Source organism: Acinetobacter sp. 809848 (assembly GCF_000581275.1).
GTDB classification, from domain to species: domain Bacteria; phylum Pseudomonadota; class Gammaproteobacteria; order Pseudomonadales; family Moraxellaceae; genus Acinetobacter; species Acinetobacter pittii.
The window spans coordinates 54,789-80,434 of the sequence record NZ_JEXG01000016.1 but is presented as its reverse complement, the minus strand read 5'-3'; the positions used below and the strand labels follow the sequence as shown (position 1 = coordinate 80,434).

Here is a 25,646-nt window from a genome sequence, read left to right as displayed (position 1 = left end):
TTACGACTAAAAAATCATAGCAACAATAAAACCTGAGATAGGCGAGCACACCATTTTTGTGCGGCTTTTGCATGCCTGTTTTTAGCACTCATTTTAAGAGTGACGGCATTTCTATCTCTTTTATTTACAACAAGAAATTATTTTAAACGGTATACATGAAAAATTTAGAAGTTTCATTTAGAGCAACGCGAGCGCTTTATACAGCAGCGGATTTATTTAAACAATACGGCTTTAACAAGGTCGGTGTGGACCGAATTGTTAGTGAAGCCAAAATGACTAAAGCCACTTTTTACAACTACTTTCACTCAAAAGAAAGATTAATTGAAATGTGTTTATTAGTTCAAAAAGAGCATTTAAAAGAAAAAGTGAGGGCACTGAGCGAATCTCGTCAATATCCAGATTTGGCTCTTAAACTTAGACAAATTTACCTTTTACATGCGGACTTAAAAGGTGCGTATTATTTGTTGTTTAAAGCGATTTTTGAAATTAAAAAGCTTTATCCAAACGCCTACCAAACCGCAATCCGCTATAGGCGATGGCTTAAAAATGAAATTTTCTGGGTTCTGCGAGAATCTAAAAAAAGGGCTACGTATGAAGAATCGGATATTTTTGTATTTATGATTGATGGTGCGATTTTTGGACTTTTAGATTCAAGCCAAAATGAAGAGCCTGATCAGTTGCTGACTTACTTTTTAAAGATAAATGCTTAAATTGAACCATTAAATTGAAAAACTGAAATAGTAAATTAAAGAACAGAAAGGAAAAAGTGAGGCTGCTAGAGCCTCACTGTATATAGGTGCTTATTTGCCTTTTTTAGTTTTTAAATACTCTGCATAAGCTTCATCTGCAAAGCGTCTTAAAGAGTCACCAATTGCAGCATATTGATATTCATTTAGGTTAGCTAAAGATGCACGGGCAGAAGGGTGCTGCACACCGAAGCCAGAACCCGGTAATAGAACTACACCTGTTTCATCGGCAACTCTAAACAATAGCTCGGTTGGATTTTTATTTTTCATGACCCAATCGGCAAACTCATCTCCATAGAGAGTCCGTGAAGTATTTTCAAGGTTGACTAGCGTGTAATAATCAACAGCATTTGGATCTGTTGGAACCTCAACACCAAGCTGTCTATAAAGTGCTGCATCGCGTTCACGAACAACAGATTTAACAGCTTTTTTATAGCTTTGGCGTGAGTCCATCATATTAAACAAGGCAAATAAAACCATTTGAACTTGCTGTGGGGTAGATAGACCAGCGGTATGGTTCAAAGCAACATTTCGGCTGTCTGCAACTAAGCGGTCAATAAACTTAATACTTGCTGGGTCAGTAGTTAAAGATGAATAGCGTTCTTCAAGCTCTTTCTTCTCTTTTTTCGATAAGTTCGCAATTTGTTTATCAAGCACATTGTTATTTGAAAGTGCAATGACACCAAGTCGCCAACCAGTCGCACCAAAGTATTTAGAGAACGAATAAACCAGAATCGTATTATCAGGGCAGATCGCAAAAAGTGATTTGAAGTTATCGGCAAACGTACCGTAAACGTCATCGGTCAAAATGATCAGATCAGGGCGTTTTTTGACGATATCAGCCAAAATCGCAAGACCTTCATCACTCATTTTTACTGATGGCGGGTTACTTGGGTTGACTAAAAAGAACGCTTTAATAGACGGATCTTCTAACTTTCTAAGCTCCGACTCTGGATATTGCCAGTCGAGTTTAGGGTCTGCCGCAATTAATACTTCTTCAAGCTGGTAATCATTGAGTTTTGGAATCTCAAGATATGGCGTGAAAATAGGGCTACCAATGGCAATACGGTCACCATTTTTTATAATTTTATTTTCTTTTAATGAGTTAAAAATATAGGCCATTGCGGCTGTTCCGCCTTCAACAGCAAACAAATCTAAGTCTCTTTTTTGCATGCCTTGTACGCCCATTTCTCTTAAGACGTACTCTTTAATAATCGTTTCACTCACTCTGAGCATTCGGTCTGGAACTGGGTAGTTACACCCTAAAATCCCTTCAACCATTTCAAGTAAAAAAAGATCTGGATCTAAGCCTAACTGGTCACGTACATAAGACACGGCTTTACCTAAAAAGACCACACCGGGTTTGTCACGGTTTTCCAAAATGAAGTTATCAAAACGTGACTGGAGTCCAACGGGGCGCGGGAAGCCACCTAAGCCTTCTGGCATATAGGAAAATGAAAATTCGGATTCGGTCGCAGAAAACAGACCCAGTTGAAAGAATGCTCTACGTGGAATAGTCGCAAGAAAGTTCGGATTACCACGCCCAGCATTTAACATCATTCGGTCAGTTCTGCTTTGAGCTAATTCTATTAAATTATCTTTAAGTTCAAATGGGCTGAGTTTTGCGTATTTAGAATAATCGACTTTCCCCATGGGACGTCTCCTTAATTATAGTGAGATGAATAAAATTTCTAATTCAATGTATAAAATCAGGCCAAGCCTATGATCAGTGGTCCGAGCAAGGTTAAGAACACATTTGCTAGGGCATAGGTAATTGCAAATGGAACGGTCGGAATCGAGTTTCCTGCTTTGTCTAAAATTGCACCAAATGCAGGGTTTGCACTGCGTGAACCAGATAGTGCCCCTGCCATTACTGCAACGTTGTCATAACGCAGAACATAACGAGCAAAGAGCATGGAAAGTAGGAGAGGAACCAGTGTTACCACAACTCCAATCATAAAGAGTGAAAGACCACTTTCTTTAATGGTTTGAATAGCTTGTAAACCTGATTGTAAGCCGACGGCAGCAACGAAGCCTGCAAGACCCAAATCTTTAAGAAGCTGTGAAGCTGCTAAAGGCATATTGCCATGCACTTGATTTCTGCTTCGAATCCAACCAAACAGAAGACCTGATAGTAAAGCACCGCCACCGGCACCAAGAGTTAATGGCACATCACCTAAACGAATCACAAAAAGACCAATCACTAAGCCAACCACAAGGCCTGCACCATGGAAAATCCAGTCCGTTTTTAAACTTTCAGGTAGGGCTTTACCTGCTTCTTTCACCAAGCGCTCGAGGTCGCTTTTTGTTCCGTATACGGTGACCACATCGCCTTGGCGTAAAACAGTATCGTCACTTAAAGGTTGTGTCTCATCGTTACGCTTAATTGCAAGTACATAAATACCGTGCTTTAAATACGCAGGCGTATTGGCCTTAATGTCTCCTAAGGTACGGTTGAGATATTTGGAATTTCTTAGGATGACATCGCTGGTATCCATAATCATTTCCATACCTTGCGATGACTGTAATTCGCTACCGATTTGCTCGGCAACTGAAACTACATTGGCACGGCGACCAACCAGTAAAATGACATCGTCTGTTTGTAAAGTTAGTTCAGGAGCAACATCAATAAACTGATCTTTACGTTTTAACCGTTCAATCGTAATACTCGGCTCTTTTGCTTCAATTTCCGCAATAGTTTGTCCATTGGCTTGTTTAACTTTATAAATACGGCCAACAATTTCAGGCATTGCCAGTTCTTGACCTGGGGCTAATTCAAAAGCACCTTTGAGTCGTTCACTCTGAGCTTTTAAAGCATCGTCGTGAATTTCTTTACCCATAAATTTAGGCAAGATGTTCACACAGACAATAATTGCTCCCAATGAACCGAAAATGTAAGTGACTGCATAGCCAATCGCGACATTTGCTTGAAGTCTTTGAATTTCTGCAAGTGGGAGATCGAGTCTAGAAATTGCATCTCCCGCAGTCCCAATAATCGCTGATTGAGTCATGCCACCCGCAGCGAGACCCGCAGCCAAACCTTTATCGAGATGAAAAATTTTAGCCATCACTAAAACAGTGACTAAACCACACACTGCCATGAATACTGCTAATAAAATTTCTTTTATTGACTGTGGACCCAGTGATTTAAAAAACTGAGGGCCACTTTCAAAGCCTACTGCGTAAATGAAGAGAGCAAATAAAATTGCTTTAACGCCGTTATCGACAGGTACGCCAATAAGGCTTAAAACAACTGCGACGAGTAAGGAGCCTGCGACTCCACCAAACTGAAATTTTCCAAACTGGAATTGTCCAATCCAGAAGCCGATTGCGAGTGATAAGAACAATAATATTTCGGGGCTGTGCTTTAAAACACCTTGTAACCATTCAATCATTTTGATCTCACTTTTATTATTAGCTCTATCTTTAATATATAAATTTATTTATTTTTCATTTTTAAAATACAGTATGAAAATTACTTAAGCAAACGTTCAGGTTTAGTGGTTTTCTTAAGTTTAATTATAAAAAATAATGTGCTTAAAATACGTGTGAACTAAGGTCTGGTGGTAATTCTGAGTGTTTAAATCAACTATTAATTTTTTAATGAAAGGTAAAATTTATTTACAATAATATAAAGAATATTTTATGAGATTAAAGCGTCTTGCTTATATCTAATCTTGAAAATAGATTTTTAATATATTGATATTTAAATAATTAATTTTTAATTGCTAGACTGGTCTTAATTTTTATATAAATTAAAAAATAATCTACTTAAAATTAATTTTTTGATAATTATGTCGCATAAATTAATTTTTAATATATTTAAATTAATCTTCATAATTACATTTATTTTAAAGAAAAATATAAGATTTGAAATTGCCGTTCTTAAATGGAATGTATATTTGAATATAAAAGTTATTAGTGTTTTGGTTTTATATTCTAATTAAAATTATCATATTAAAAAGAGAGGGTTAAGGATTTATAACCTTGAGAGTACTCTATGAGTGCTCATATTTTTAAGTAAATCTCTGTCCGCGTGTATAACCAACACGCTATTCTTTTGTACTGTTTTCCCAATGACTCACATGCCGTACTGTTCAGAAATGCTAAATTTCTGATGATTCTGTGCTGTCACATGCTGATCTCAGATATTTTGGTCATAAAACTGTACTATCTCAGCTTAAGCCTTTGACTTTTAGGTTCTATTTTAATTTGGCCACAGAATTTGTACAGATTATTCAGCAGTTTCAATAATATATTGAACAGTACACGGTAATTTTCATCTCAAAATTTATGATGACTTGGATAGTTTTTCGATTGATTTATATTTTAATTTACCTTAGTAATAAAAAGAGTTTTGTGTGACACAGTTAAAACTATAAATCTCAGAGTATAACTATGAAGCTTAAAGAATTAGCAGGTTGTGAGGAATGCGATACTGTCTATCGTAGAACACCGCTTGCTTATGGGAAAAGAGCTTATTGCTTATGCTGCGGTGCTGAACTCTATCGGCACACCAAACCTTTTTCGACACTGTTGGCTTTAATCTTAACGGCGTTGATCGTATTTATTATTGCTAATAGCTTTCCTATCGTAAAAATTGAATTGCAGGGCAACATCTCTGAAACCACTTTACTGGGTGCGGTCTGGGTGATGTTCCATTATGATCGGGCTTTTGTTGGCATTCTTATTTTAATCACCACTTTTATTGTGCCACTTTCCTATCTGTTATTACTTTCCTATGTGTTGGGCACAGTAAGCGTATTGAAGAAAAGACCCACATTTTTAGTATTTGCCTTACGTACACTTTATTTTATGAGAGTGTGGGGAATGGTTGAGGTGTTCTTAATTGGAATCTTGGTCACGCTTGTGAAGTTAATGGGAATGGTGTTGGTGATTCCCGAGATTGCGTTATGGGCATTTGCGATTTTAAGTGTATTGTTGGTTTATATTACTTCCATAAAGGTGAGTGATATATGGAACGAAATTGATAGGTCACTGCCATGAAAACGATAAAAAATGTGACCCAAACACAAAGCTCGCAGCAAGGGGCAATGCTTAAGCAATACCCAAGAGCCAAAGATCTCTCATTAATTGTGTGTCACTGCTGTGGCGTCGTAAATTCTGCTCAAAATGAAAAGAGACGACTCAACCAAAGCCATCAGGTGTTACGTTGTATTCGTTGTAATAGCGTTCTGCATTCACGTAAACCAGCGAGTTTAAATCGAACTTTTGCCTTAGTAGTAGCTGCGACTATTCTCTATATTCCAGCCAATGTGCTTCCAATGACGGTGACTGATTCACTGTTGGGTAGCCAGCAAGATACCATCATGAGTGGGGTCATTTACTTTTGGCAAAGTGGAGACTATCTGGTTTCAGTGGTCATTTTCATGGCCAGTATTTTTATTCCCATGTTGAAGCTACTGATTTTGTATTTTTTATTGGTGGCGGTATATCTTCAACAATCGTCAGCTTGGAAGTTTTTACCTGAGCAATGCGTTAAATTATATCGAGTTGTCGAGTTTATTGGCCGTTGGTCAATGATTGACGTATTTGTGGTGGCACTCTTAACAGCACTCATTCAGATTCAATCGCTTGCTACGATTTTAGCAGGGCCGGGTTCGATCGCTTTTGGTGCGGTTGTGGTGTTAACCATGTTTGCATCGTTAAGTTTTGACCCACGACTTATTTGGGATAACTTCTACGCATCTCAAAATACAAATAAGCCTTTTTCTTTTGCCTCAAACAAAACCAAGATTATTCAGGCAGAACACCCGCCGTTGAATAATGATTCCATTAATCCCAGTCAATAAAAGAACAATGAGTATGTCTGAAAATGAAATAACCCCTGGTAACTCAGATCGTCGTGATCCAGATGTTGAACTGGATAGCATGAATGATTTGCCAGAACCCCAAGAAAAGAAAAGTCGGTGGAAGCCTCTTTTAATTTGGCTCATTCCATTGATTGCTCTTTTAATCGCGCTTTCATTAGCGATAAAAGCGCTCTTGTCTCACGGCCCGACCATTGACGTGTCTTTTAGGACGGCTGAGGGATTGGTCGCAGGTAAAACAACGGTCCGTTATAAACAGGTGGATATTGGTGTAGTACGCCAGATTGATCTTTCAGAAGACCGTTCACACGTGATTGCCAGAATTGATTTGCGTAAAGATGCCAGTAACTTTGCCGCAAAAGATTCACGGTTTTGGGTTGTGCGACCACGTATTGGGACGAGTGGGGTTTCAGGAATAGACACATTATTGTCAGGTTCATATATTGAAGTGGATGGTGGCAAGTCGGAAGAGAAAAAGCTTGAATTTACTGGCTTAGAGGTACCACCAGTGATTACTTCCGATGTACCGGGCAAAGAATTTTTCTTAAATGCAGATGATTTGGGATCTTTAGATGTCGGTTCTCCAATTTATTATCGTCGAATTAATGTGGGCCAAATTACAGCCTATAAATTGTCTAATGACGGTAAAACTGTAGAGCTGCAAACTTTTATCCGTGCACCGTATGACAAGTTTGTTACCACGGATGCACGTTTTTGGCAGGCGAGTGGTATCGATGTGAGCCTGAATGCTTCAGGATTTAGTTTAGATACTCAATCGCTGGCAAGTATTGTCGCGGGCGGTATTGCTTTTGGAATCCCTGAAAGCTCTCGTGCTACTACAGCGGCAAATCATAGTCGCTTTAATCTATGGGACTCGAAATCTGAGGCATTAAAAGACCCTGACGGGCAACCTCGCGGTGTGATTATGTACTTTGATCATTCTTTACGTGGGCTGTCTGTTGGCGCGCCAATTGATTTCATGGGCATTGAAATTGGTAATGTTAAATCGATTAATGCAGAGTTTTATAACAACTATAAGCAGATTCGCATGCGTGTTGAGGCGGTCATCTATCCGTCACGCGTTGAGAATGGACAGGCACTCAATCCAAATAGCAATATTTTCAAAGATTTTGTTGAACATGGATGGCGTGCTCAAATGAGAACAGGCAACCTTCTCACGGGTCAAAACTATATTGCCCTAGATAAGTTCCCTAAAGCTAAACCAGCCACATTGCAAATTTTGAGTGATGACCGTGTGGTGATTCCAACTACACCAACTGAACTGAGTGGCTTACAAGCACAAGTTTCTCAGATTGCTGACAAGTTAACTAAATTCCCGTTAGTTGAGATTGGGCAAGATGTACGTAAAACGCTCAACAATATGAACACAGCCATTGAGTCTACCGACAAACTGGTTAAACAGTTAGATGGAAAAGTTGCACCTGGTTTACAAGCAACCTTAGACGATGTTCGTAAAACTGTAAGATCGTCAGAGTCTATTTTGTCGAGCGATGCGCCGTTACAACAAGACGTACGTAAAGCATTGCAGCAAATGACACGTGCGGCTGCTTCATTACAGTTAATGGCAGACTATATTGAGCAACATCCTGAATCAATTATTCGTGGTAAAACACCAGAGACCGATGATGAAAAATAAAAACACTCTATCTTTTCAACATCCTAAAGCAGCCAAATGGCTGCTTGGGAGCGGCCTGTTTTTAACGGCAGTTGCCATGACGGCATGTTCGAGTTCGCCAACGCCAAATTATTATACAATGTCCCCTAAAATTACTGCGGCTACAAAATCAACTGTGCAGGTGATTGAGGTATTACCCGTCGGGATTCCAGACCGATTGGACCGAGCGCCTTTGGTGCTTCAAGACAGTAGTGGTAAGTCTACGGTGTTAAATAATGAACGCTGGACATCAACCATGGGGACGCAATTACGCGATACTTTGTCGGCGGGTTTACAGCAAAAATTAGGGGCAATTGACAGTTATAGCAGTGGGCTAGCTGGAAACAATCAGCCTTTATATCGAGTTTCTACAGACTTTTCTCATTTTGATATTGTAGATAAAAGCTATATTAATATTGCGGTTTCTTGGGTGGTGAAGCGTCAAATACCGCCCACTCAATTAGAATCAAATAATGCAAAAGTCATCACGAATGCAGGATCTCAGCTCAATTGTCGAATTGCTTTTAAGCAGCCGATTGATCAAAAAACTAAAAAGATGGATGCGATTGTGAGTGCTTCAAGTGAAGCAATGACTCAAATCATTAATACGGTTTCTTCTTCAATTGTTGCATTAGATTCAAACAAGAAATCGGTTATTAGCAATGGTGTTTGTTCATAAAACCAAGCGCTTTTAACCAACCCCTTTATTTGTGCACAACAGATAAAGGGGTTTTTTATTTTAATTGCCTCGATAGGTTGAGTAACCGTAAGGGCTAAGTAGTAACGGAATATGGTAGTGGTTTACGCTTCCATCAACTTTAAAAATTACAGGAACCTCGGCAAAAAAAGTTTGTTGTTTGTTCTTTTTAAACCAGTCTTCTGTTTTAAAAGTAACTTTATAAATACCTTGCTCTAGTTTTTTATTTTCTGGATAGAGTGCAGTAATACGACCATTTGAATCTGTCACTTGCTGGTTGAGCTTAACCCATTGGTTATTGGTGTTTTTCTCTAAAACGACTTCAACCTGAGAAGAGGGTAAACCCGTTTCTAGATTTAACACGTGCACACTTAGCGGATTAGTTTGTGCAAATGTAGCCGAAGCTATAAATAACGAAGATAAAGCAATAAATGATTTAGTCATGATGAACTCCTTATGAATGAAAAACGGTTTCAATGGCTTTGCTTGCACATTGATTGTCATTTTGTGCGCCGCCAGCACCTGCAATCCCAATGGCTCCGATCACTTGGTTCTCAAAACGAACAGGTACGCCACCGCCTAACAAAAGTAAATTTGCTACGGTAGTTAAATTTTTTGCATCGGGGTTCTGGTTACTGTTTTGGCTTAAAACTAAGGTGGATGTTTTGGTAGATAACGCGGTATAGGCTTTTTTCTCGGCAGCCATTAAATTATGCGGACCCACCAGCTCATGCCGTTCGGCAGTTAATGGATTACCGCCACGATCTACAATAACAACCGCAATATTTTGGTTTAGTTTTTTACATGCCTCTTTCGCACTGTCGGCTAACAGGTGGGCAGTTTTGAGATCTAATGAATAAACTTGATTCAAAGCAGGGGGCTGTGCAAAAGTACTATTACCAAATAGCACGGCTGCTAACATCAGCCAGTTCAATTTTTTCATAATGATTGCCTCTAAGTCGCTTTGAAAATCTTAAACAAATTGCTTAATTTCAAGCATGACAATCACATTACAAAGTTGTCATCTTTCAAATGAGTCTCTACAAAATGCGTATCCTTATTATTGAAGACGAGATCAAGATCGCCACTTATTTGGTCAAAGGATTAAAAGAGTCTGGATATCAAGCGGAGTGTGTTCACTTAGGGCTGCAAGGTTTGGAAATGCTAAAGAGAGATCAATATGACTTGCTTATTCTTGACGTCATGTTGCCGGACATAGACGGCTGGAGCGTATTACAGGTCCTACGCCAGTTTTCAAAAATTCCGGTGATTTTCTTAACGGCAAAAGATCAGGTCATAGATAGAGTGAAAGGGTTAGAGTTGGGTGCAGATGATTACTTGGCTAAGCCTTTTTCCTATATTGAACTATTGGCACGCATTAAAAGCCTGTTAAGACGACAGCAATATCTGCAAGAAAACGAGCTGTCTATTAGTGATTTAAAGATGGATGTGGTTAGCCATAAAGTTTGGCGTAGTGGCAACTTAATTGAGCTGAGTAAAACCGAATTTAATTTGTTGCGTTATCTATTGCTCAACAAAGAGCAAATTGTGACACGCAGACAAATTGGTTCAGAAGTTTGGAATATTAACTTTGATACCGATACCAACTTTATTGACGTTGCGGTACGCCGTTTACGAAGCAAAATTGATGAAGGATATGAATTAAAACTCATTCATACCATACGTGGCTTGGGCTATAAAATTTCGGTTAGCTTATGAACTTTAAATTTCTACGTTCTCTTGAAGTCCGTATTACATTACTGGTCACGCTTTGTTCTGCCTTAATTTTATGTTCAGTCGGCTTTATGACCTATTTGGGTATTAACCAGATTTTATTAAAGCAGCAAGATAAAGCTTTAGCAGACAGAATTAACCGTTTGGAAATTTTGCTCCAAGATAGTGAAAATGTAGAGCAAATCATTGCGCGTCCTAAGCTATATCAAAACATGCTCGGAAACCAAGACAACTTGTTTCTGCTCATCCATAAAGACAAAACTTTAATTAATATCAATCCGCTCCACATTCAACTGCCTGAACTTGCACAGCGCGACAGTCTTCAATTTCAAGATTTAACTAACAACTCATATCCAACGCGCATTGCTTGGAAAACCATAAAAATTAATAACGAACCTTATCTGCTCATTGCAGGTAAACAGTGGTCGGAACGCATTAATATTCTTTTACCTTTTCAAGAAAGTCTCTTGATGTATGTGGTCGGGGGCGTGTTTGCAATCTTTGTGCTTTGCATTTTAGCGTGTCATTTTGGTTTACGGTCGCTACAACAGCTTCGCAAGCAAACTCATTCTATTAATGCAAATCAGCTACAGAACCGATTAAAACTCCCAAATTCACCTTTAGAAGTTGATCTGCTTTCAAAAGATATCAACCACATGCTTGAGCGTATTGAAAAGGGCTATACCCAGCTCAACCGTTTTTCTGAAGATATCGCTCATGAGTTCCGCACACCTTTAAATAATTTGATTGGGCAAACCGAGATTGCTTTAACTGGCGAACGTTCGGTTGAGCAATATGAAGATTTGCTGGTGTCTCATTTAGACGACTACCACAGATTAAAACGCATGATTGACAGTATGCTTTTCTTGGCAAGAGCCGATCAGAAAATGGTGCTTGTAAACAAACAGGAAATAAACCTCCAAGATGTTATAGATGGCCTATGCCAGATTTTTGAATATCAGGCCGAGGAACAAGACTGTCATTTTAGTTTTAACTTAGAAGCTCAAACCTTATTTGCAGATCCAGAGTTATTTCAAAGAGCTGTTTATAACCTGATTTTAAATGCGCTGGTTCACGGTGGTGACAAGCGAACTATTTATATCGCAACTAAACATAAAATGATTGAACATAGGCAATGGGTCAGTCTGACTGTGGTAACGGGAGGTGTTTTAATTGCTGAACATCAACTTGAGCATCTTTTTGAAAGATTCTACCAATGCCACTCAAGCCGAAGTGATGAGAATCAAACAGGTGGATTAGGTTTGTCGATTGTCGCTTCTATTATGGATCTACATCATGGCCTCTATCGAGTTTATAACACGGTCGAGGGTGTGTGCTTTGAGCTTGCTTTTCCAATTGCAGATGCTGCAAAGAAATACAATTAAATCCTTATTAATGTTCCTTAATTTTTAAAATTCACACTTTATTCACAGCCCTCTGACGTATGTTTAAACACATGAAATAAACAGAAGAGGGTAGTCATGAAATTATTATTTAAGTCACTGGTCATGAGCAGCAGCCTTGCAGCGGTGAGCTTAATGCTTCCTTTGAGCACTTACGCCGACACCAATACTAAACCTATCGCTGTTGATTCTATCGATATTAATAAATACGCGGGTAAGTGGTATGAAATTGCACATTTACCTATGTTTTTCCAGCGTAATTGTGTAGCCAATACAACTGCAAACTATTCTATTAACGCAGACAAAACCGTTGGTGTTTTAAATAGTTGTACGAATAAAAATGGAGAAACGATCTCATCAGAAGGAGTTGCTTATCCGCAAAATGAAGGCAACAGTAAATTAAAGGTGAGCTTTCTACCTTCTGGCCTTAGATGGATTCCTTTTACAAAAGGCGATTACTGGGTTTTAAGAGTTGACCCAAATTATCAAGTTGCTTTAGTGGGTGGCCCAAGCCAGAAATATTTATGGATTCTTTCTCGTAGTCCTCAAATTGATGAGGCGACATATCAATCTTATCTGCAAACCGCAAAAAGCTATGGCTACGACGTTTCTAAACTCGTTAAAACAACCCAGTCTAAATAGTAAAGTGCTGGTTGCATAGATGCTTATATTTATCTCGTAACCGAGTGAACTTCACATAAAATTCATTGCGCATTTTCTAAATTAGAACCAAAAGAAATGCTTTAGATCAGGAAGAATCAATGTCTAAATTTTTTCTGCGCTGGATCGATAGCTGGTCAGATTCAGAAAATGCGCAAGTGGGTGCTTCTAGCGAATATGTCATTGAAAAGAACATTCAATGGTTAAGAATTATTCCTTTTATTTTATTACATATCGCTTGTTTAGCAGCGTTTTGGGTGGGCGTATCTTGGTTCGCGGTTGTTTTCATGCTGGGTTTTTATTTTCTTCGCATGTTTGCAATTACTGCTTTTTTCCACCGCTATCTTTCGCATAAAACTTTTCAGACATCACGTATTGTTCAATTCATTTTTGTACTGATCGGAACCATGAGTGCGCAGCGAGGACCGTTATGGTGGGCAGCTCATCACCGTTATCACCATCACTTTACCGACACCGATCAGGACCCGCATTCAGCGAAAGCAGGCTTTTGGTATTCGCATGTAGGCTGGTTTTTAAATGAACAGAATTTTGCTACTCGAAAAAAAGTCATTAAAGACTGGTTGAAATATCCTGAGCTGATTTGGCTAGACCGATTTAGTTTGCCTATTGTGATTTTGACGGCCTTAGCAATTTATGGCCTAGGTTCTTGGCTTGCGCAACATTTTCCTGAGTTGGGCACCAATGGCTTACAACTTTTAGTGTGGGGATTTGTGATTTCCACTGTTCTATTAACACATGCAACCTTGTGTATTAATTCACTCGCTCATCGTTATGGCTCACGTGAGTTTAATACCCCAGATGATAGCCGTAATAATTTTCTACTTTCTTTAATTACCTTGGGTGAAGGATGGCACAACAACCATCACTTTTACGCAGGCAGTGTGCGACAAGGCTTTTATTGGTGGCAGATTGATATCACCTTTTATGTGCTCAAACTGATGTCTTTATTTGGTTTGGTGTGGGGACTAAAGCCAGTACCAGACAAGGTTTATCAATATAAAAAGATTAAAAACCTATCGATAGAAAAAATTGAAAACGGTGAAGTGTTATGAAAATTGCCATTATTGGTTCAGGTATATCTGGACTTTACGCAGCTTGGAGATTGTCAGAACAACACGAGGTCACTGTGTATGAAAAAAATAACTATTTTGGCGGTCATACTGACACTCACGAGCTAGAGATAGAAGGCACTAAAGTCGCGGTAGATAGTGGTTTTATTGTGTTTAACGCCTATAACTATCCGTTATTTACTGACATGCTTAAAAAATTAGACGTAGAAACTCAAAGCAGCGATATGAGTTTTTCGGTGAATAATCTGGTCAGTGGACTTCAATATAACCCTTCAAAAAAATGGTCGCTCTTTGCCCGTCCGCAGAACTTTTTAAACCGAAAATTTCTGCAAATGCTCTCAGATTTGCTGCGTTTTTATGATGACAATAAAGATATAGATGTGGCGGATATTGATCCAAATTTATCGATTGAAGAGTATTTGGACCTTCACAAATATAGTCATGAGTTCCGTTATGAGCATCTTTATCCGATGTGCGGTGCCTTATGGTCAGCTCCGGTTGAGCAGGTAGGCCAAATTCCATATCGATTTGTGGTGAGCTTTTTTCAGCATCACCGCATGTTACAGCTAAAAGAGCGGCCGCAATGGCAAACGGTTAAACATGGTTCGGCAAGCTATATTCGTGCTATTCAAAAGAATTGCCCATCCATTGAGTGGAAGTTTGCAGAAGTAAAAGCTGTGAGCCGTTCACTAGAAACAGTTTTGATCGAAACTTCAGAAGGACAAGCCCAATACGACTGGGTAATTTTTGCAAGCCACGCTGACGATAGCCTAAGTTTAATTAAAGATGCATCAGAGCTTGAACAAGAAATATTAAGCCAATTTGGTTATCAAGATAATCGAATGGTCGTCCATCGTGATCTTTCAATTATGCCTAAAAGCCGTTTGCAGTGGGCAAGCTGGCATGTGCATGTAACGCCAACATCTCAAGTTCAAAACGATGAGTCCGACATACATTATGGTTTTACCTACTGGATGAATAATTTGCAGAATTTATCCTGCGCTACTCAAATTTTTTCTACTTTAAATCCGAATATGAAAATCAAATCCGAAGACATCTTGGTTGAGCGGCAATATCGACATCCCGTATTTGATGCAAAAGCGATTAAAGCTCAATCTCGTTGGCACGAAATTAATGGGCAAAATCGTACTTCATTTTGTGGAGCATATTGGGGCTGGGGCTTTCATGAAGACGGCGCCCGCAGTGCTGCACGTGTTGTTGAGCAACTCTTAGCGTTATAAGAATAAATAAGGAGCTTTCAAATGTTATTAAATAAACTTGCTATCGCTCCTGCGCTTATTCGTCATCGGCGTTATAGCCCTAAACCGCATGAGTTTACATCGACCTTAAATTATTTATGGTTCGATCCAGATCAATTGGTTGATATCACAAAAGATTGTTCACTCTGGTCGACGGATCATTGGAATGTATTAAAGCTATCTAAAAATGATTTTTTAAACATGTATCACGGTTCTATAAGGGATAGAGTAGAGAAAGCGATACTACAAAATAATCACTTACATCTTCGGCCAGACTGGCAAATCCGAGTGTTGGCTTTGCCTCGTTGTTTAGGTTTTCGGTTTAATTCGGTCGTATTTTATTTTGTCTTAAATAAAGCCGGAAAACCGCTCTTTATTCTTAGTGAAATCACCAATACTCCGTGGAATGAACGAAAAGTCTATACACACGAATGTATAAAACAACAAGGTCAGGTAGGTGACTATCAAAGTTTCGATTTTAACTTTGAAAAATCATTTCATGTTTCGCCATTTATGCCCATGCAGTTGACTTACCGTTGGCGATTTAGTTTTTCAGATCAGCAGAATGTCATTCACATGCAGCTTTTTGAAGAGCAGAAACAAGTCTTTGATGCCACTATGCGTTTTGAGCTTGTGCCCATCACATTTCCTTCACAGCAATATCGATATGCTCTTATAAACAGCCTAGCGCCTTTTAAAATGTTGTTTTCAATATATTTAGAGGCATTTAAGTTGTGGCGAAAAAAAGTTCCATTTTATCGTCATCCTAAAAAGATCAAGGTAGATAAGACATGATAAAAACATTTCTTTATGGTGAAGATGACTCACTGCCGTTATTGCTCAAGAGTCTTCTCAAACTACGTCATGGACAGATCACTTTTCAGGGCGCGTGGAATGGGACGGTCGGTGAAGTTTCAGACTTACATGCTGTGATTGAAGTTCACAATCCTTTATTGATGGATCTCATTTTAAAAAATGGTGTTTTGGGAGCAGCAGAAGGCTACATCCGTGGTGACTGGAGCAGCGAGCACCTTGTCGAGTTGATTCAGATCTTGGCACGTAATCGAGCTGTATTGGACCAAATCAACCAGAATGTTATTGCTCAAGCGAGCCAGTTTTTTCTTAAAGCGTGGTATCAAAATCGAAAGAACTCTATAAGTGGTAGCCGTAAAAATATTGCCGAGCACTACGACTTAAGCAACGACTTTTTTAAATTATTTTTAGATCCGTCTTTAATGTATTCGAGCGCCGTTTTTGAAAATGAAAACATGACTCTCGAAGAAGCATCTGATTTAAAAAAAGAGATCATTTGTAAAAAGTTAGATTTAAAACCGCTAGATCATTTGGTTGAAATTGGAAGTGGGTGGGGTGGTTTTGCCATTTATGCAGCTCAACATTATGGCTGTAGAGTAACCACCATTACCATTTCACAAGCTCAATATGATGAAGCCATTACTCGTGTAAATGAAGCTGGCTTGGCACATCGAATTGATGTGCAACTTAAAGACTACCGTTTGCTCGAAGGTAAGTTCGATAAGCTGGTTTCAATTGAGATGGTTGAGGCGGTTGGTGCGCAATATTTATCGACATACTTTGATCAATGTAAAGCACTCTTAAAACCGAAAGGTTTGGCATTTATTCAAGCCATTACCATTGAAGATTTCCGATATAAAAAAGCATTAAATACAGTTGATTATATTAAGCGCTATATTTTCCCGGGTAGCTTCATTCCTAGCATAAGTGTATTAACTCAAACCGCCTCTGAGAGTGGTTTAAGGTTAAAACATTTAAATGATATTGGTTTAAGTTATGCACAAACACTTCATCACTGGCGAGCGCGTTTTTTAGCAGCGCGGGAACAAGTATTGGCTCTAGGTTTTGATGAAAACTTCATTCGCATGTGGGATTTTTATTTATGTTATTGCGAAGGTGGTTTTAAAGAAGGCGTGATAAGCAATGTTCACTTGTTGTTTGAAAGTACCAGCTACTAAATCAAACAGCTCAAGTAAGGAGACTGCTCATGTTTTGGAATTTACTGATTCTAGATTTAATGATCATGTTGCTGAGCTGGCTACTTGCCACTCTAAATGGCAGAGCTGGAATTGTAGATGCTGCATGGAGTTTCTGTCTGGCAGTAAACATTATTGTGTCTTCTTTACTCATTTCAGTTGCCCCAGTTGAAGTGCGTCTTTTTATCGGTATTTTTAGCGGCTTATGGTTTTTAAGATTATTTTGGCACCTGTTAAGACGTTATCAATCTGAACAAAAAGAAGATGGACGTTACGCGAGCATGCGTAAAGCGATGGGTAAGTTTCAGCATATTGGCTTTTTATTATTTTTTATCTTTCAAACACTTTTAGTGCTTTTGTTCTTTTTGCCGATGTGGATGCTCCTCAATGTAGAGACAACTGAATGGAGTAGTGGATATAAAGTCGCTTTAGTAATTGCTGCTGTTATCATGGCAATTGCTTTCATTGGAGAGCAGCTCGCTGATCAGCAGTTATACCGATTTAAATTAAATCCAGATCATCATGGCAAAACGATGGATCAGGGTTTATGGCGTTATTCACGTCACCCCAATTATTTTTTTGAATGGTTACACTGGTTTGCCTATCCAATTATTGGTTTAGCAGCAGGCCAATATGTATTGTGGATTTATCCGTTACTGATGTGGCTATTTTTATATTACGTCACGGGTATTCCATTTAGTGAAAAACAAGCAATTAAAAGTCGCGGTCAAAATTATCTTGATTATCAACAAAAAACATCAATGTTTATTCCGCGAAAACCCAAAAAATAGGTGCGCATATGGATTTTATTGTTCATCAGTCTTTGAAAATTGTTGAAAGTGGTGTGATTCCAGATCATGCAATTCGAGCTGCAATTCGTGCTTTAAGTAAAAAGCGCTTAATCCAAGAAGGCCGTTATGACCCTGAGCAAGGAGCGCAGCGCTACATGAATGTGCTTAATATGCTGAAGAAGAGCGAAATCGCGGTTGAAACGGATAAGGCAAACGAGCAGCACTATGAATTGCCGACCGAGTTTTTTCAGGCGGTGCTTGGAAAAAGACTCAAATATAGTGCGTGTTATTTTCCGACTAAAACAACAACTTTAGATCAGGCAGAAGAGTTGGCTCTTCAGCTTTATTGTGAAAGAGCACAACTTAAAAACGGTCAACAGATTTTAGAGTTAGGCTGTGGTTGGGGCTCTTTAACTTTGTGGATGGCAGAAAACTATCCAGGCTCACAGATTACGGCTGTTTCAAATTCTGCAACTCAGAAAAAGCATATTCTTCGGCAAGCAGAATTGAGAGGTTTAACCAATGTTGAAGTGCTTACCTGTGATGTGAATGTACTTGACTTAGACCAAGACAAGTTTGATCGTGTTGTATCGGTCGAAATGTTTGAACACGTTCGTAATTACCAACGTCTTTTTGAAAAAATTCAGGGCTGGTTAAAAGCAGACGGCTTACTTTGGTGTCATATTTTTTGCCATCGCTTTTTACATTATCCTTTTGAAGTAAAATCAGATTATGATTGGATGTCCAAGTATTTCTTTACTGGCGGTTTAATGCCTTCGACTTCGACTTTTTTGCATTTTCAAGAGCATTTAGAGTTGGCTCAACAGTGGCAGTGGTCGGGTGAGCACTATATGAGAACGGCAAATGCTTGGCTTGATAACATGGATAACCAAGAAGTCGAACTGAAGCCCCTGTTTAAAAAAATCTATGGAAAAGATGCCAATATTTGGTGGCAACGCTGGCGTATTTTCTTCATGGCTTGTGCTGAGTTATTTGGTTTTGAGCAAGGTCAAGAATGGGTCATTGGTCACTTTTTATTTAAAAAGCGATCATAGTAATTTCTATAGCCTATCCCGGCGATAAAGATATGATAAAAACTCGACATGATGGCAAAGCGAGTCATCCATTAGCCCAAATGTTCAATCGATATTACTGGTTGCAGATTGGTCTGATTGCATTATCGATCGTGGTCGGGTTGGCTTGTAGTGCTTGGGTGATTAAGGGCTCTTTACTTAAAACCGCTTTAGAACAGGAAATGGAGCATTACTGGTTACGCATAGAACGTAATCCAAATGCTGATTTACCAGATACTAAAAATTTATATGGATATCGGTGGAATACACAGGCCGCGCCTCAACCTTTTCGGGGCATGCATTTAGAGAGTGGCGTGCACCGAGTATTCGTTGATGGTAAAGAACGAATGACGGTCTATGGTGAGCGTAATGGTCAGCATGTTCTATTGGTATTTGGCGAAAGCAATGTTAATAAGCTGATCTGGTTATTTGGTCTTGCTCCACTGATGTTCAGCTTATCTGTTCTATATAGCTTTTTGTGGTGGTCAAACCGAAGAGCAAGACGCTATTTTTCCCCAATTACGCGCTTAGCGAACGCTTTAGAAAATATTGATTGGGCACATCAAGATACTCAGGCATCTCCTTTTAGAGATATTAATACCAATGGCAACATGGAAGCCGAATATCTCAAACAAGCTTTAGAAAAATATCATCAAGTTTTAAGTGATTTTATTCGACGTGAAAGAGAATTTACTGGAGATGTGAGCCATGAGTTACGCACTCCACTCACCATTTTGAAAGGTAATGTGCAACTTTGTCAGGCGAAATATGGAGACGATAAATCTTTAGTCCGTCTTCATAACACAATTGAAGACATGCAGTTGCTCGTTGATACCTTACTTGCGATTGCTCGGAATACGGTAAAAAGCTTGCCGTCTGAGAAAAATTTATTATCCAAAACGGTAAAAGATCTTGTTGAAAGTTTAGAAGCGGTGAGTGTAGGTAAAGGGATACAGATTAATATTCAACCTGACGTTTCTGAGCAGCCACGTTGGTTATATCCTTCGATGACTCAAATGGTTTTAGGTAATATTTTACGTAATGCGCTGAACTATTCTCAAGGCTCACAAATCGATATCATTCAACAAAAAAACAGTCTGATTATTGCAGATAATGGAATTGGAATTTCTTTACCTAACGATGTAAAGGTGCAAGAGCTCAGCGATTCACAACTTTCCTTAAAGGCTAAAGGCCATGGAATTGGCTTGCAATTGGTACAAAAGCTTTGCAAACAACTAGGATGGAGAGTGGAGCTGTTTGATCGACAATATTATTTAACCACTCATCCTGAACTCGATTTGGAGCCAACCACAGGCTTAATTGTTGTGGTCTATTTAAGTTAAGTCGCGGAATCTTCCAAAGCAATTTTTAAACCGACACCTGCCACTGTATGTAATAGTTTAGGGTCGAAAGGTTTATCAACCATTTTTCTTAGGTTATAGATATGACTGCGTAACGCATCACTTTCAGGCTCTTCATCACCCCATAATTCCATCATCAGTTCTTGCTTGGTTACCACTTTTGGAGACTGGCGCATCAAAATTTTTAATAGTTTAAATTGAATAGGGGGTAACTCGATATTATTTCCGGCACGAACCACGGTTTGAGTTGCGCTATCAAGAATTAAGTCGTGAATTTGAATTTTATGGTGAGTGACTTCACCAGCTGCTCTTTTTATTAATGCACGAATCCGCATCACTAATTCATTAAAATCAAAAGGTTTTACCAAATAATCATCTGTTCCAGCAGTAAAACCTTTAAGTTTGTCATCTAAAGTATCTCTTGCTGTGAGCATAAGAACGGGAATATCAACGCCTTGTTCGGTACGTAGCCAGTTACATAGGTCATAACCCGAGCCATCGGGTAAATTTATATCGAGCAACAAAAGATGATAATGCTGAGATTTGAGAAAAGTCCGTGCAGCATCTAAATTACGTGCATGATCGACAACATAACCATGCACTTCAAGAAATTCGCAGACCGTTGCTGCGAGTTCAAAATGGTCCTCAACCATGAGGATAAAGTGATTACCCATGAGATTTTATTAAGCCATTAATTTAATAATTGTTGTTTTAATTTAGCATTAAACGGTTCGCTACCAAACCAGATTTTAAAATATTGATTTGCATTCGGATTGTTCAAAGAGCCGAGTAGCTTCTGGTTTAATTTCAGTTCTAGTTTTTGATTTTCATGTTGATAATAGAGACTATAAAGATCTCCACTCTTAATTGGCCTATATAGTTCATTAATATGATTAAGCGGAGATTTAGCATCAAAGCCGCTAACATTTTTCTTCAAAAAGTGGGTGGCTGCGCGTTTAAATGCCCACTCGGGAATATCGCGGTTATAGCTAAAGTCCATTTTGATGCTTTGGTTCTGCCAATTTTTTAGGCAATCTTCAGCAAAGTAACTGACATTTCCCACTTTCTTGCTCGTCACCATTAAAGGCGCTGAACTGCATTTTTTTAGTTCAGCCGCATTCGCTTGAGATACGATTAAGATTCCCAGAAATATCAAGATTCGACTTTTTTGAACGGCAATATCCATTTATATACTCCTCCAAATATGGGTAAAGAACGGTAGAGGCCATTCGCTGGATCCCAATAATCTTGCTGGAAAATAATTTTTTGTTGTTCATTAATCTTAATCTGACTAATTCCATAAGAAGCCATCGTTTTTGAACGACCTAGCATTTTAAAGTCATAGGACATGTACCAATGAATGTAGGCTGTATCTTGGTGATGAGTTGCACTAATGAGTTTTACAGTGACATTACTCACTCGGTCATTCATGCCTTCAAAATGCTGAATCAGATCTTTCTTTTGAGAGAACTGTGAGAGTGTATCGTTGATATAGAGCTGATCAGCGTAAAGATTGCTAGCATTATTTACAAAAGAAGGAGTACCGAGCGTATTAAATGCAGCGACAAAACGATTGCCGACATCTAGCGCCTGTTGATCATCTAATTCTATACCAGTAATTTTTTGTTCAGCTTTGCCATAGTCACCTGAGTAACTAGGCACACTTTTACACGCCGTTAAACCTACCAAAGTAATCAACCCTAGGGCTGTAGTTATAATTTTCATGTCGATATCCAAGCCAACTTTATAAGATCAAATTAAAGAGCTGGTCGTGAATTTTGCGTGAATTCTTATGTTTTATGATTTGGGATTTAATGCTGGTTTCTTTGAGGCAAATAGATCTTCACTAACTTAAAGTTTTTTATAGTAATGCTTTATTTTTTATCAAAGAAATTACAGATCTTTTTTGAAAAAGATAACATCCATATTCATGTAACTAGATGAATTTGTTTTTTCAAAACCAAGTTTATTTAATAGGTTGTGGGCAGGTAAATTATCTTTTTCTGAAAAAGCGATCACATGCTTAAATTTTCGACTTTGCATGTCTTCTAGTAACTTAAGTGAAGCTTCAACAATATAACCTTTATTTCGCTCAGTTTTAATAAGTCTAAAACCTAGTTCAGCTTCTGTCTTGCTATCAACCTCACAAGTTTCAAAACCACAATAACCAATAATTTTATGGGTATCTTTTAAAACGATAGCCATCTTGCCAAAATTATGATTTTTATAGTGCTCCAAAATTTCTAAAAAACGATCAGTTGCTGCCTCAGTTGATAAGGCACCATGAGGTGAAAAAGCCATAAAATCTTTGTCTTGAAACATCTCCAACATAATAGGTAAGTTTTCTTCAAGGAATGGCCGTAAAATTAAACGTTCTGTTTCTAACATAGAGTTCTTATTAAATAGTTTAAAAAATTATAGCTTATAAGATGAATAATAATTCAATAAAGAAAGCAATTTTATTCTAGCTGCGCTTTACCCATAAGAGATATAGATAAATTTTACATAAATAGAAGGATTCAATAATGAAAACAATCGGCTTATTAGGCGGAATGAGTTGGGAATCTACAGCGCTTTATTATCAACAAATCAATAAAATGGTTCATTGTAAATTAGGAAAATTGCACTCTGCTAAGGTCATTATTAATAGTGTCGATTTTGAAGAAATAGCAGCCTTGCAAGCGAAGGCTTTATGGCAAGAAGCTGGCGCATATTTAGCTGAGCAAGCGCTAAATTTAGAAAAAGCAGGGGCAGATTGTATTTTGGTGTGTACTAACACCATGCATAAAATTGCTGCGCAGATTGAAGATTCAATTTCGATTCCTTTCTTACACATTGCTGATGCAACGGCAAAAGAAATTTTGAGTCAAAATATTGGTAAAGTTGCACTGTTAGGAACAGCTTTTACAATGGAGCAAGATTTTTATAAAGCTCGATTGCAGGATTATGGAATTGATGTTGTTATTCCAAATGAAGCCGACCGAAAGACAGTTCATCGCATTATTTATGAAGAACTTTGTTTAGGCGTGATTAACCCTGATTCACAGCAAAAGTATATCGCTATTGTAGAAAGACTTATAGCTGAAGGCGCACAAGGCATTATCTTGGGTTGTACTGAAATTTGTATGTTAATTGGTGAGCTTAAATTCTCGGTTCCTTTATTTGATACTACGACCATTCACGCCAAAGAGGCGGTGAGTTTTAGCTTGAATGAAAATAAAAATTCTCATAGCACCAATTTAAATATATCTGCTGTAATTGCTGGGAATACTCTTTAGCAATATTTCGAATATCCTTTGTCATTAAACGTTAAGCTTGTGTCGTCAAATGTAAAGTGGCCCATATCCTAACTGTTGTAATTTTGGTTATTGCTTTTATAGGCACTCAATAAAAAACCAAAATATGGAATAGGACATGACGTTGACGAAAGCTATACGTTTCTATGGAACAGGAACGCCAGAAGTATTGCGCTATGAAGATGTAGAAGTAGGAGATCCAAAAGCTGGAGAAGTACGCCTACGTCATGTGGCAGTCGGTTTAAATTATGCCGATACATATTTTCGTAATGGAACCTATCAAATTCCAATGCCTAATGGCATGGGCGTCGAAGCTTCAGGCGTAATCGAAGCTTTGGGCGAAGGAGTGACTCAGCTTAAAGTCGGTGATCGAGTTACTTATACAGGTTTTTTAAATACCTTAGGTGCATATAGTACGCACCGTCTAATTCCAGCAAATGCTTTAATTAAATTACCTGAAGAAATTTCTTGTGAAACAGCGGCAGCCATGACCATGCGAGGGTTGACCGCTGCTTATTTAATGCGCCGTATTTATGACTTTAAAGCGGGCGATTCAATTTTATTACATGCAGCCGCAGGTGGTGTTGGGCTGATCGTTTCTCAATGGGCTAAATTACTTGGCTTGACTGTTATTGGTACCACATCTTCAGAAGAAAAAGCTGCCGTAGCGCGAGCTCATGGTTGTGATCATGTCATTAACTACAGTCATGAAAATGTTGCTGAGCGTGTACGTGAGTTAACAGGCGGCGTGGGTGTAAATGTCGTTTTCGATAGTGTTGGCCAAGCCACTTTTATGAGTTCATTAGACTCGCTCAAACGCCGTGGTTTGTTGGTTTGTGTAGGAACAGCGTCTGGTCCAATCCCTGCTTTTGATCCGGTATTACTCGCCGTGAAAGGATCATTGTTTGTCACACGTCCAGCTTTAGCAGATTACATTGCAGATCCTGCCGAGAAGAAAGAACTGGCAAATGAATTATTTGATCATGTTCGGCATGGACGAATCAAAATTGAAATTAATCAGCGCTATGAGTTAAAGGATGCCGTGCAAGCTCATCGTGATTTGGAAGCACGTAAAACAATAGGTTCATCAATCTTTGTAATTTGAAGGGATTTCTTATGCAAATTGAACAGTTAACTTGCAATATTGGTGCAGAGCTCAGTGGCGTCAAACTTGCTGATGCGATTTATGATGATGGATTATTTGCTGAAATTCGCACACAACTACTTAAACATCGTGTGTTGTTTTTACGAGATCAGCACTTAACTCGTCAGGATCATGTCGCATTTGCAGAAAAATTTGGACAGTTAGAAGATCATCCTGCGGTAGGCAGCCATCCTGATCATCCGGGTTTGGTGCAGATTTATAAACATCCGGAAAGTCCTGTCGATCGTTATGAAAATGCTTGGCACAGCGATGCAAGCTGGCGCAAGGTTCCACCGATGGGATGTGTGTTGCATTGTGTTGAATGCCCACCTGTAGGTGGTGACACCATGTGGACGAATATGGTCATGGCCTATGAGTCTTTACCCGACGATATTAAGGATAAGATTGCTGACTTACGTGCCTACCACAGCATAGAAGCGAGTTTTGGTGCGGCTATGCCACTTGAAAAACGCTTGGACTTAAAAGCAAAGTTTCCCGATGCTGAGCACCCTGTGGTACGTACTCATCCTGAAACGGGAGAGAAAATTTTATACGTCAACGCGTTCACAACTCACTTCAGTAACTATCACACCAAAGACCGAGTCAGATTTGGACAAGATGCCAATCCGGGCGCAGCTGAACTACTGCGTTACTTAATTTCTCAAGCCTATATTCCTGAGTTTCAAGTGCGTTGGCGTTGGAAGCCTAACAGCATTGCCATCTGGGATAACCGCAGCACACAACATTATGCAGTCATGGATTACCCACCTTGCCACCGAAAAATGGAGCGGGCCGGCATTATTGGTGACGCAACCTATTAAATCTATAGGTTAATAATTTTATCTAATTGAAAATTCTAAAAAATATATGAGGAGA

Annotated in this window: 26 protein-coding genes; 18 read left to right on the top strand and 8 right to left on the bottom strand. The window is 38.8% G+C overall.

Going from position 1 to position 25,646, the window contains the following annotated elements; translation table 11 throughout:
- Nucleotides 1-155: 155 nt before the first annotated feature.
- A complete protein-coding gene (locus J536_RS14740) occupies nt 156-710 on the top strand; it encodes a TetR/AcrR family transcriptional regulator (protein WP_032063224.1) in 555 nt (184 codons plus the stop codon).
- Nucleotides 711-800: 90 nt separating this feature from the next.
- On the opposite strand, the gene J536_RS14735 is transcribed toward J536_RS14740, so the two are convergent.
- Together J536_RS14735 and aspT are read right to left on the bottom strand one after the other, a co-directional pair.
- Nucleotides 801-2,399 (bottom strand): bifunctional aspartate transaminase/aspartate 4-decarboxylase, encoded by a 1,599-nt coding sequence (locus J536_RS14735; protein WP_005073522.1) that lies wholly within the window; start codon nt 2,397-2,399, stop codon nt 801-803.
- Between the two features lie 56 nt (nt 2,400-2,455).
- Nucleotides 2,456-4,141, bottom strand: a complete 1,686-nt coding sequence (gene aspT / locus J536_RS14730) for an aspartate-alanine antiporter (protein ID WP_032063222.1) — start codon at nt 4,139-4,141, stop codon at nt 2,456-2,458.
- A 1,003-nt stretch (nt 4,142-5,144) separates the two neighbouring features.
- Here aspT and J536_RS14725 point away from each other — a divergent pair.
- The 4 genes from J536_RS14725 to J536_RS0104530 are packed head-to-tail and all read left to right on the top strand — an operon-like array spanning nt 5,145 to nt 8,931.
- Nucleotides 5,145-5,753, top strand: coding sequence for a paraquat-inducible protein A (locus tag J536_RS14725; protein WP_032005371.1), 609 nt, complete (start codon nt 5,145-5,147; stop codon nt 5,751-5,753).
- Complete coding sequence (locus J536_RS14720; RefSeq protein ID WP_032063221.1) at nt 5,750-6,559, top strand: paraquat-inducible protein A; 810 nt, start codon at nt 5,750-5,752, stop codon at nt 6,557-6,559. The genes J536_RS14725 and J536_RS14720 overlap by 4 nt, the downstream gene beginning before the upstream one ends.
- Nucleotides 6,560-6,566: 7 nt before the next feature.
- Complete coding sequence (locus J536_RS14715; RefSeq protein WP_031945749.1) at nt 6,567-8,234, top strand: intermembrane transport protein PqiB; 1,668 nt, start codon at nt 6,567-6,569, stop codon at nt 8,232-8,234.
- Nucleotides 8,224-8,931, top strand: a complete 708-nt coding sequence (locus tag J536_RS0104530; RefSeq protein ID WP_032063220.1) for a PqiC family protein — start codon at nt 8,224-8,226, stop codon at nt 8,929-8,931. The genes J536_RS14715 and J536_RS0104530 overlap by 11 nt, the downstream gene beginning before the upstream one ends.
- Nucleotides 8,932-8,991: 60 nt before the next feature.
- Here the strand turns inward: J536_RS0104530 and uraH are convergent, their stop codons facing one another.
- On the bottom strand, nt 8,992-9,393 hold the full coding sequence (gene uraH, locus J536_RS14710; protein ID WP_000167346.1) for a hydroxyisourate hydrolase: 402 nt from the start codon (nt 9,391-9,393) through the stop codon (nt 8,992-8,994).
- A gap of 10 nt (nt 9,394-9,403) precedes the next feature.
- The gene (locus tag J536_RS14705; protein WP_081404149.1) at nt 9,404-9,871 is read right to left on the bottom strand and encodes a GlcG/HbpS family heme-binding protein; all 468 of its coding nucleotides are present in this window, start codon (nt 9,869-9,871) and stop codon (nt 9,404-9,406) included.
- Between the two features lie 125 nt (nt 9,872-9,996).
- On the opposite strand from J536_RS14705, the gene J536_RS14700 reads away from it, so the two are divergent.
- From J536_RS14700 to J536_RS14655, 10 genes are all read left to right on the top strand, one after another.
- A complete protein-coding gene (locus J536_RS14700; protein ID WP_002055638.1) occupies nt 9,997-10,668 on the top strand; it encodes a heavy metal response regulator transcription factor in 672 nt (223 codons plus the stop codon).
- Entirely contained in the window at nt 10,665-12,068 is a 1,404-nt protein-coding gene (locus tag J536_RS14695; RefSeq protein WP_032063217.1) for a heavy metal sensor histidine kinase, read from the top strand. Before J536_RS14700 ends, J536_RS14695 begins: the two co-directional genes overlap by 4 nt.
- 96 nt (nt 12,069-12,164) lie before the next feature.
- On the top strand, nt 12,165-12,728 hold the full coding sequence (locus J536_RS14690; protein ID WP_032063216.1) for a lipocalin family protein: 564 nt from the start codon (nt 12,165-12,167) through the stop codon (nt 12,726-12,728).
- 119 nt (nt 12,729-12,847) lie between these two features.
- Nucleotides 12,848-13,819, top strand: coding sequence for an acyl-CoA desaturase (locus J536_RS14685; RefSeq protein ID WP_032063215.1), 972 nt, complete (start codon nt 12,848-12,850; stop codon nt 13,817-13,819).
- Complete coding sequence (locus J536_RS25695; RefSeq protein ID WP_032063214.1) at nt 13,816-15,078, top strand: NAD(P)/FAD-dependent oxidoreductase; 1,263 nt, start codon at nt 13,816-13,818, stop codon at nt 15,076-15,078. Before J536_RS14685 ends, J536_RS25695 begins: the two co-directional genes overlap by 4 nt.
- Nucleotides 15,079-15,099: 21 nt before the next feature.
- Entirely contained in the window at nt 15,100-15,891 is a 792-nt protein-coding gene (locus J536_RS14675; RefSeq protein ID WP_032063213.1) for a DUF1365 domain-containing protein, read from the top strand.
- Nucleotides 15,888-17,087: an SAM-dependent methyltransferase gene (locus J536_RS14670; protein WP_032055570.1), complete on the top strand. Its 1,200-nt coding sequence runs from the start codon at nt 15,888-15,890 to the stop codon at nt 17,085-17,087. Before J536_RS14675 ends, J536_RS14670 begins: the two co-directional genes overlap by 4 nt.
- 29 nt (nt 17,088-17,116) lie before the next feature.
- The gene (locus tag J536_RS14665) at nt 17,117-17,896 is read left to right on the top strand and encodes a DUF1295 domain-containing protein (RefSeq protein WP_032055572.1); all 780 of its coding nucleotides are present in this window, start codon (nt 17,117-17,119) and stop codon (nt 17,894-17,896) included.
- An 8-nt stretch (nt 17,897-17,904) separates the two neighbouring features.
- Nucleotides 17,905-18,951, top strand: coding sequence for an SAM-dependent methyltransferase (locus J536_RS14660; RefSeq protein ID WP_032063211.1), 1,047 nt, complete (start codon nt 17,905-17,907; stop codon nt 18,949-18,951).
- 32 nt (nt 18,952-18,983) lie between these two features.
- Entirely contained in the window at nt 18,984-20,312 is a 1,329-nt protein-coding gene (locus J536_RS14655; protein WP_032055573.1) for a sensor histidine kinase, read from the top strand.
- Here J536_RS14655 and J536_RS14650 read toward each other — a convergent pair.
- The 4 genes from J536_RS14650 to J536_RS14635 all read right to left on the bottom strand — a co-directional run bounded on the left by J536_RS14650 (nt 20,309) and on the right by J536_RS14635 (nt 22,718).
- Nucleotides 20,309-21,004 (bottom strand): response regulator transcription factor, encoded by a 696-nt coding sequence (locus J536_RS14650; protein WP_000526530.1) that lies wholly within the window; start codon nt 21,002-21,004, stop codon nt 20,309-20,311. The two genes, J536_RS14655 and J536_RS14650, sit on opposite strands and share 4 nt — an antisense overlap.
- A 17-nt stretch (nt 21,005-21,021) precedes the next feature.
- Entirely contained in the window at nt 21,022-21,516 is a 495-nt protein-coding gene (locus tag J536_RS14645) for a chalcone isomerase family protein (protein WP_032063210.1), read from the bottom strand.
- Nucleotides 21,483-22,055, bottom strand: coding sequence for a nuclear transport factor 2 family protein (locus J536_RS14640; protein WP_032063209.1), 573 nt, complete (start codon nt 22,053-22,055; stop codon nt 21,483-21,485). Before J536_RS14640 ends, J536_RS14645 begins: the two co-directional genes overlap by 34 nt.
- Nucleotides 22,056-22,223: 168 nt before the next feature.
- A complete protein-coding gene (locus tag J536_RS14635; RefSeq protein ID WP_032055581.1) occupies nt 22,224-22,718 on the bottom strand; it encodes a GNAT family N-acetyltransferase in 495 nt (164 codons plus the stop codon).
- Nucleotides 22,719-22,855: 137 nt separating this feature from the next.
- Here J536_RS14635 and J536_RS14630 point away from each other — a divergent pair, with 137 nt between their 5' ends.
- From J536_RS14630 to J536_RS14620, 3 genes are all read left to right on the top strand, one after another.
- Nucleotides 22,856-23,608 carry an aspartate/glutamate racemase family protein gene (locus tag J536_RS14630; RefSeq protein ID WP_032063208.1) on the top strand — a complete coding sequence of 251 codons (753 nt, stop codon included), beginning with the start codon at nt 22,856-22,858 and terminating at the stop codon, nt 23,606-23,608.
- Between the two features lie 136 nt (nt 23,609-23,744).
- The gene (locus J536_RS14625) at nt 23,745-24,731 is read left to right on the top strand and encodes a quinone oxidoreductase family protein (protein ID WP_032055584.1); all 987 of its coding nucleotides are present in this window, start codon (nt 23,745-23,747) and stop codon (nt 24,729-24,731) included.
- Nucleotides 24,732-24,742: 11 nt separating this feature from the next.
- A complete protein-coding gene (locus J536_RS14620) occupies nt 24,743-25,591 on the top strand; it encodes a TauD/TfdA dioxygenase family protein (protein ID WP_032063207.1) in 849 nt (282 codons plus the stop codon).
- Nucleotides 25,592-25,646 lie beyond the last annotated feature (55 nt).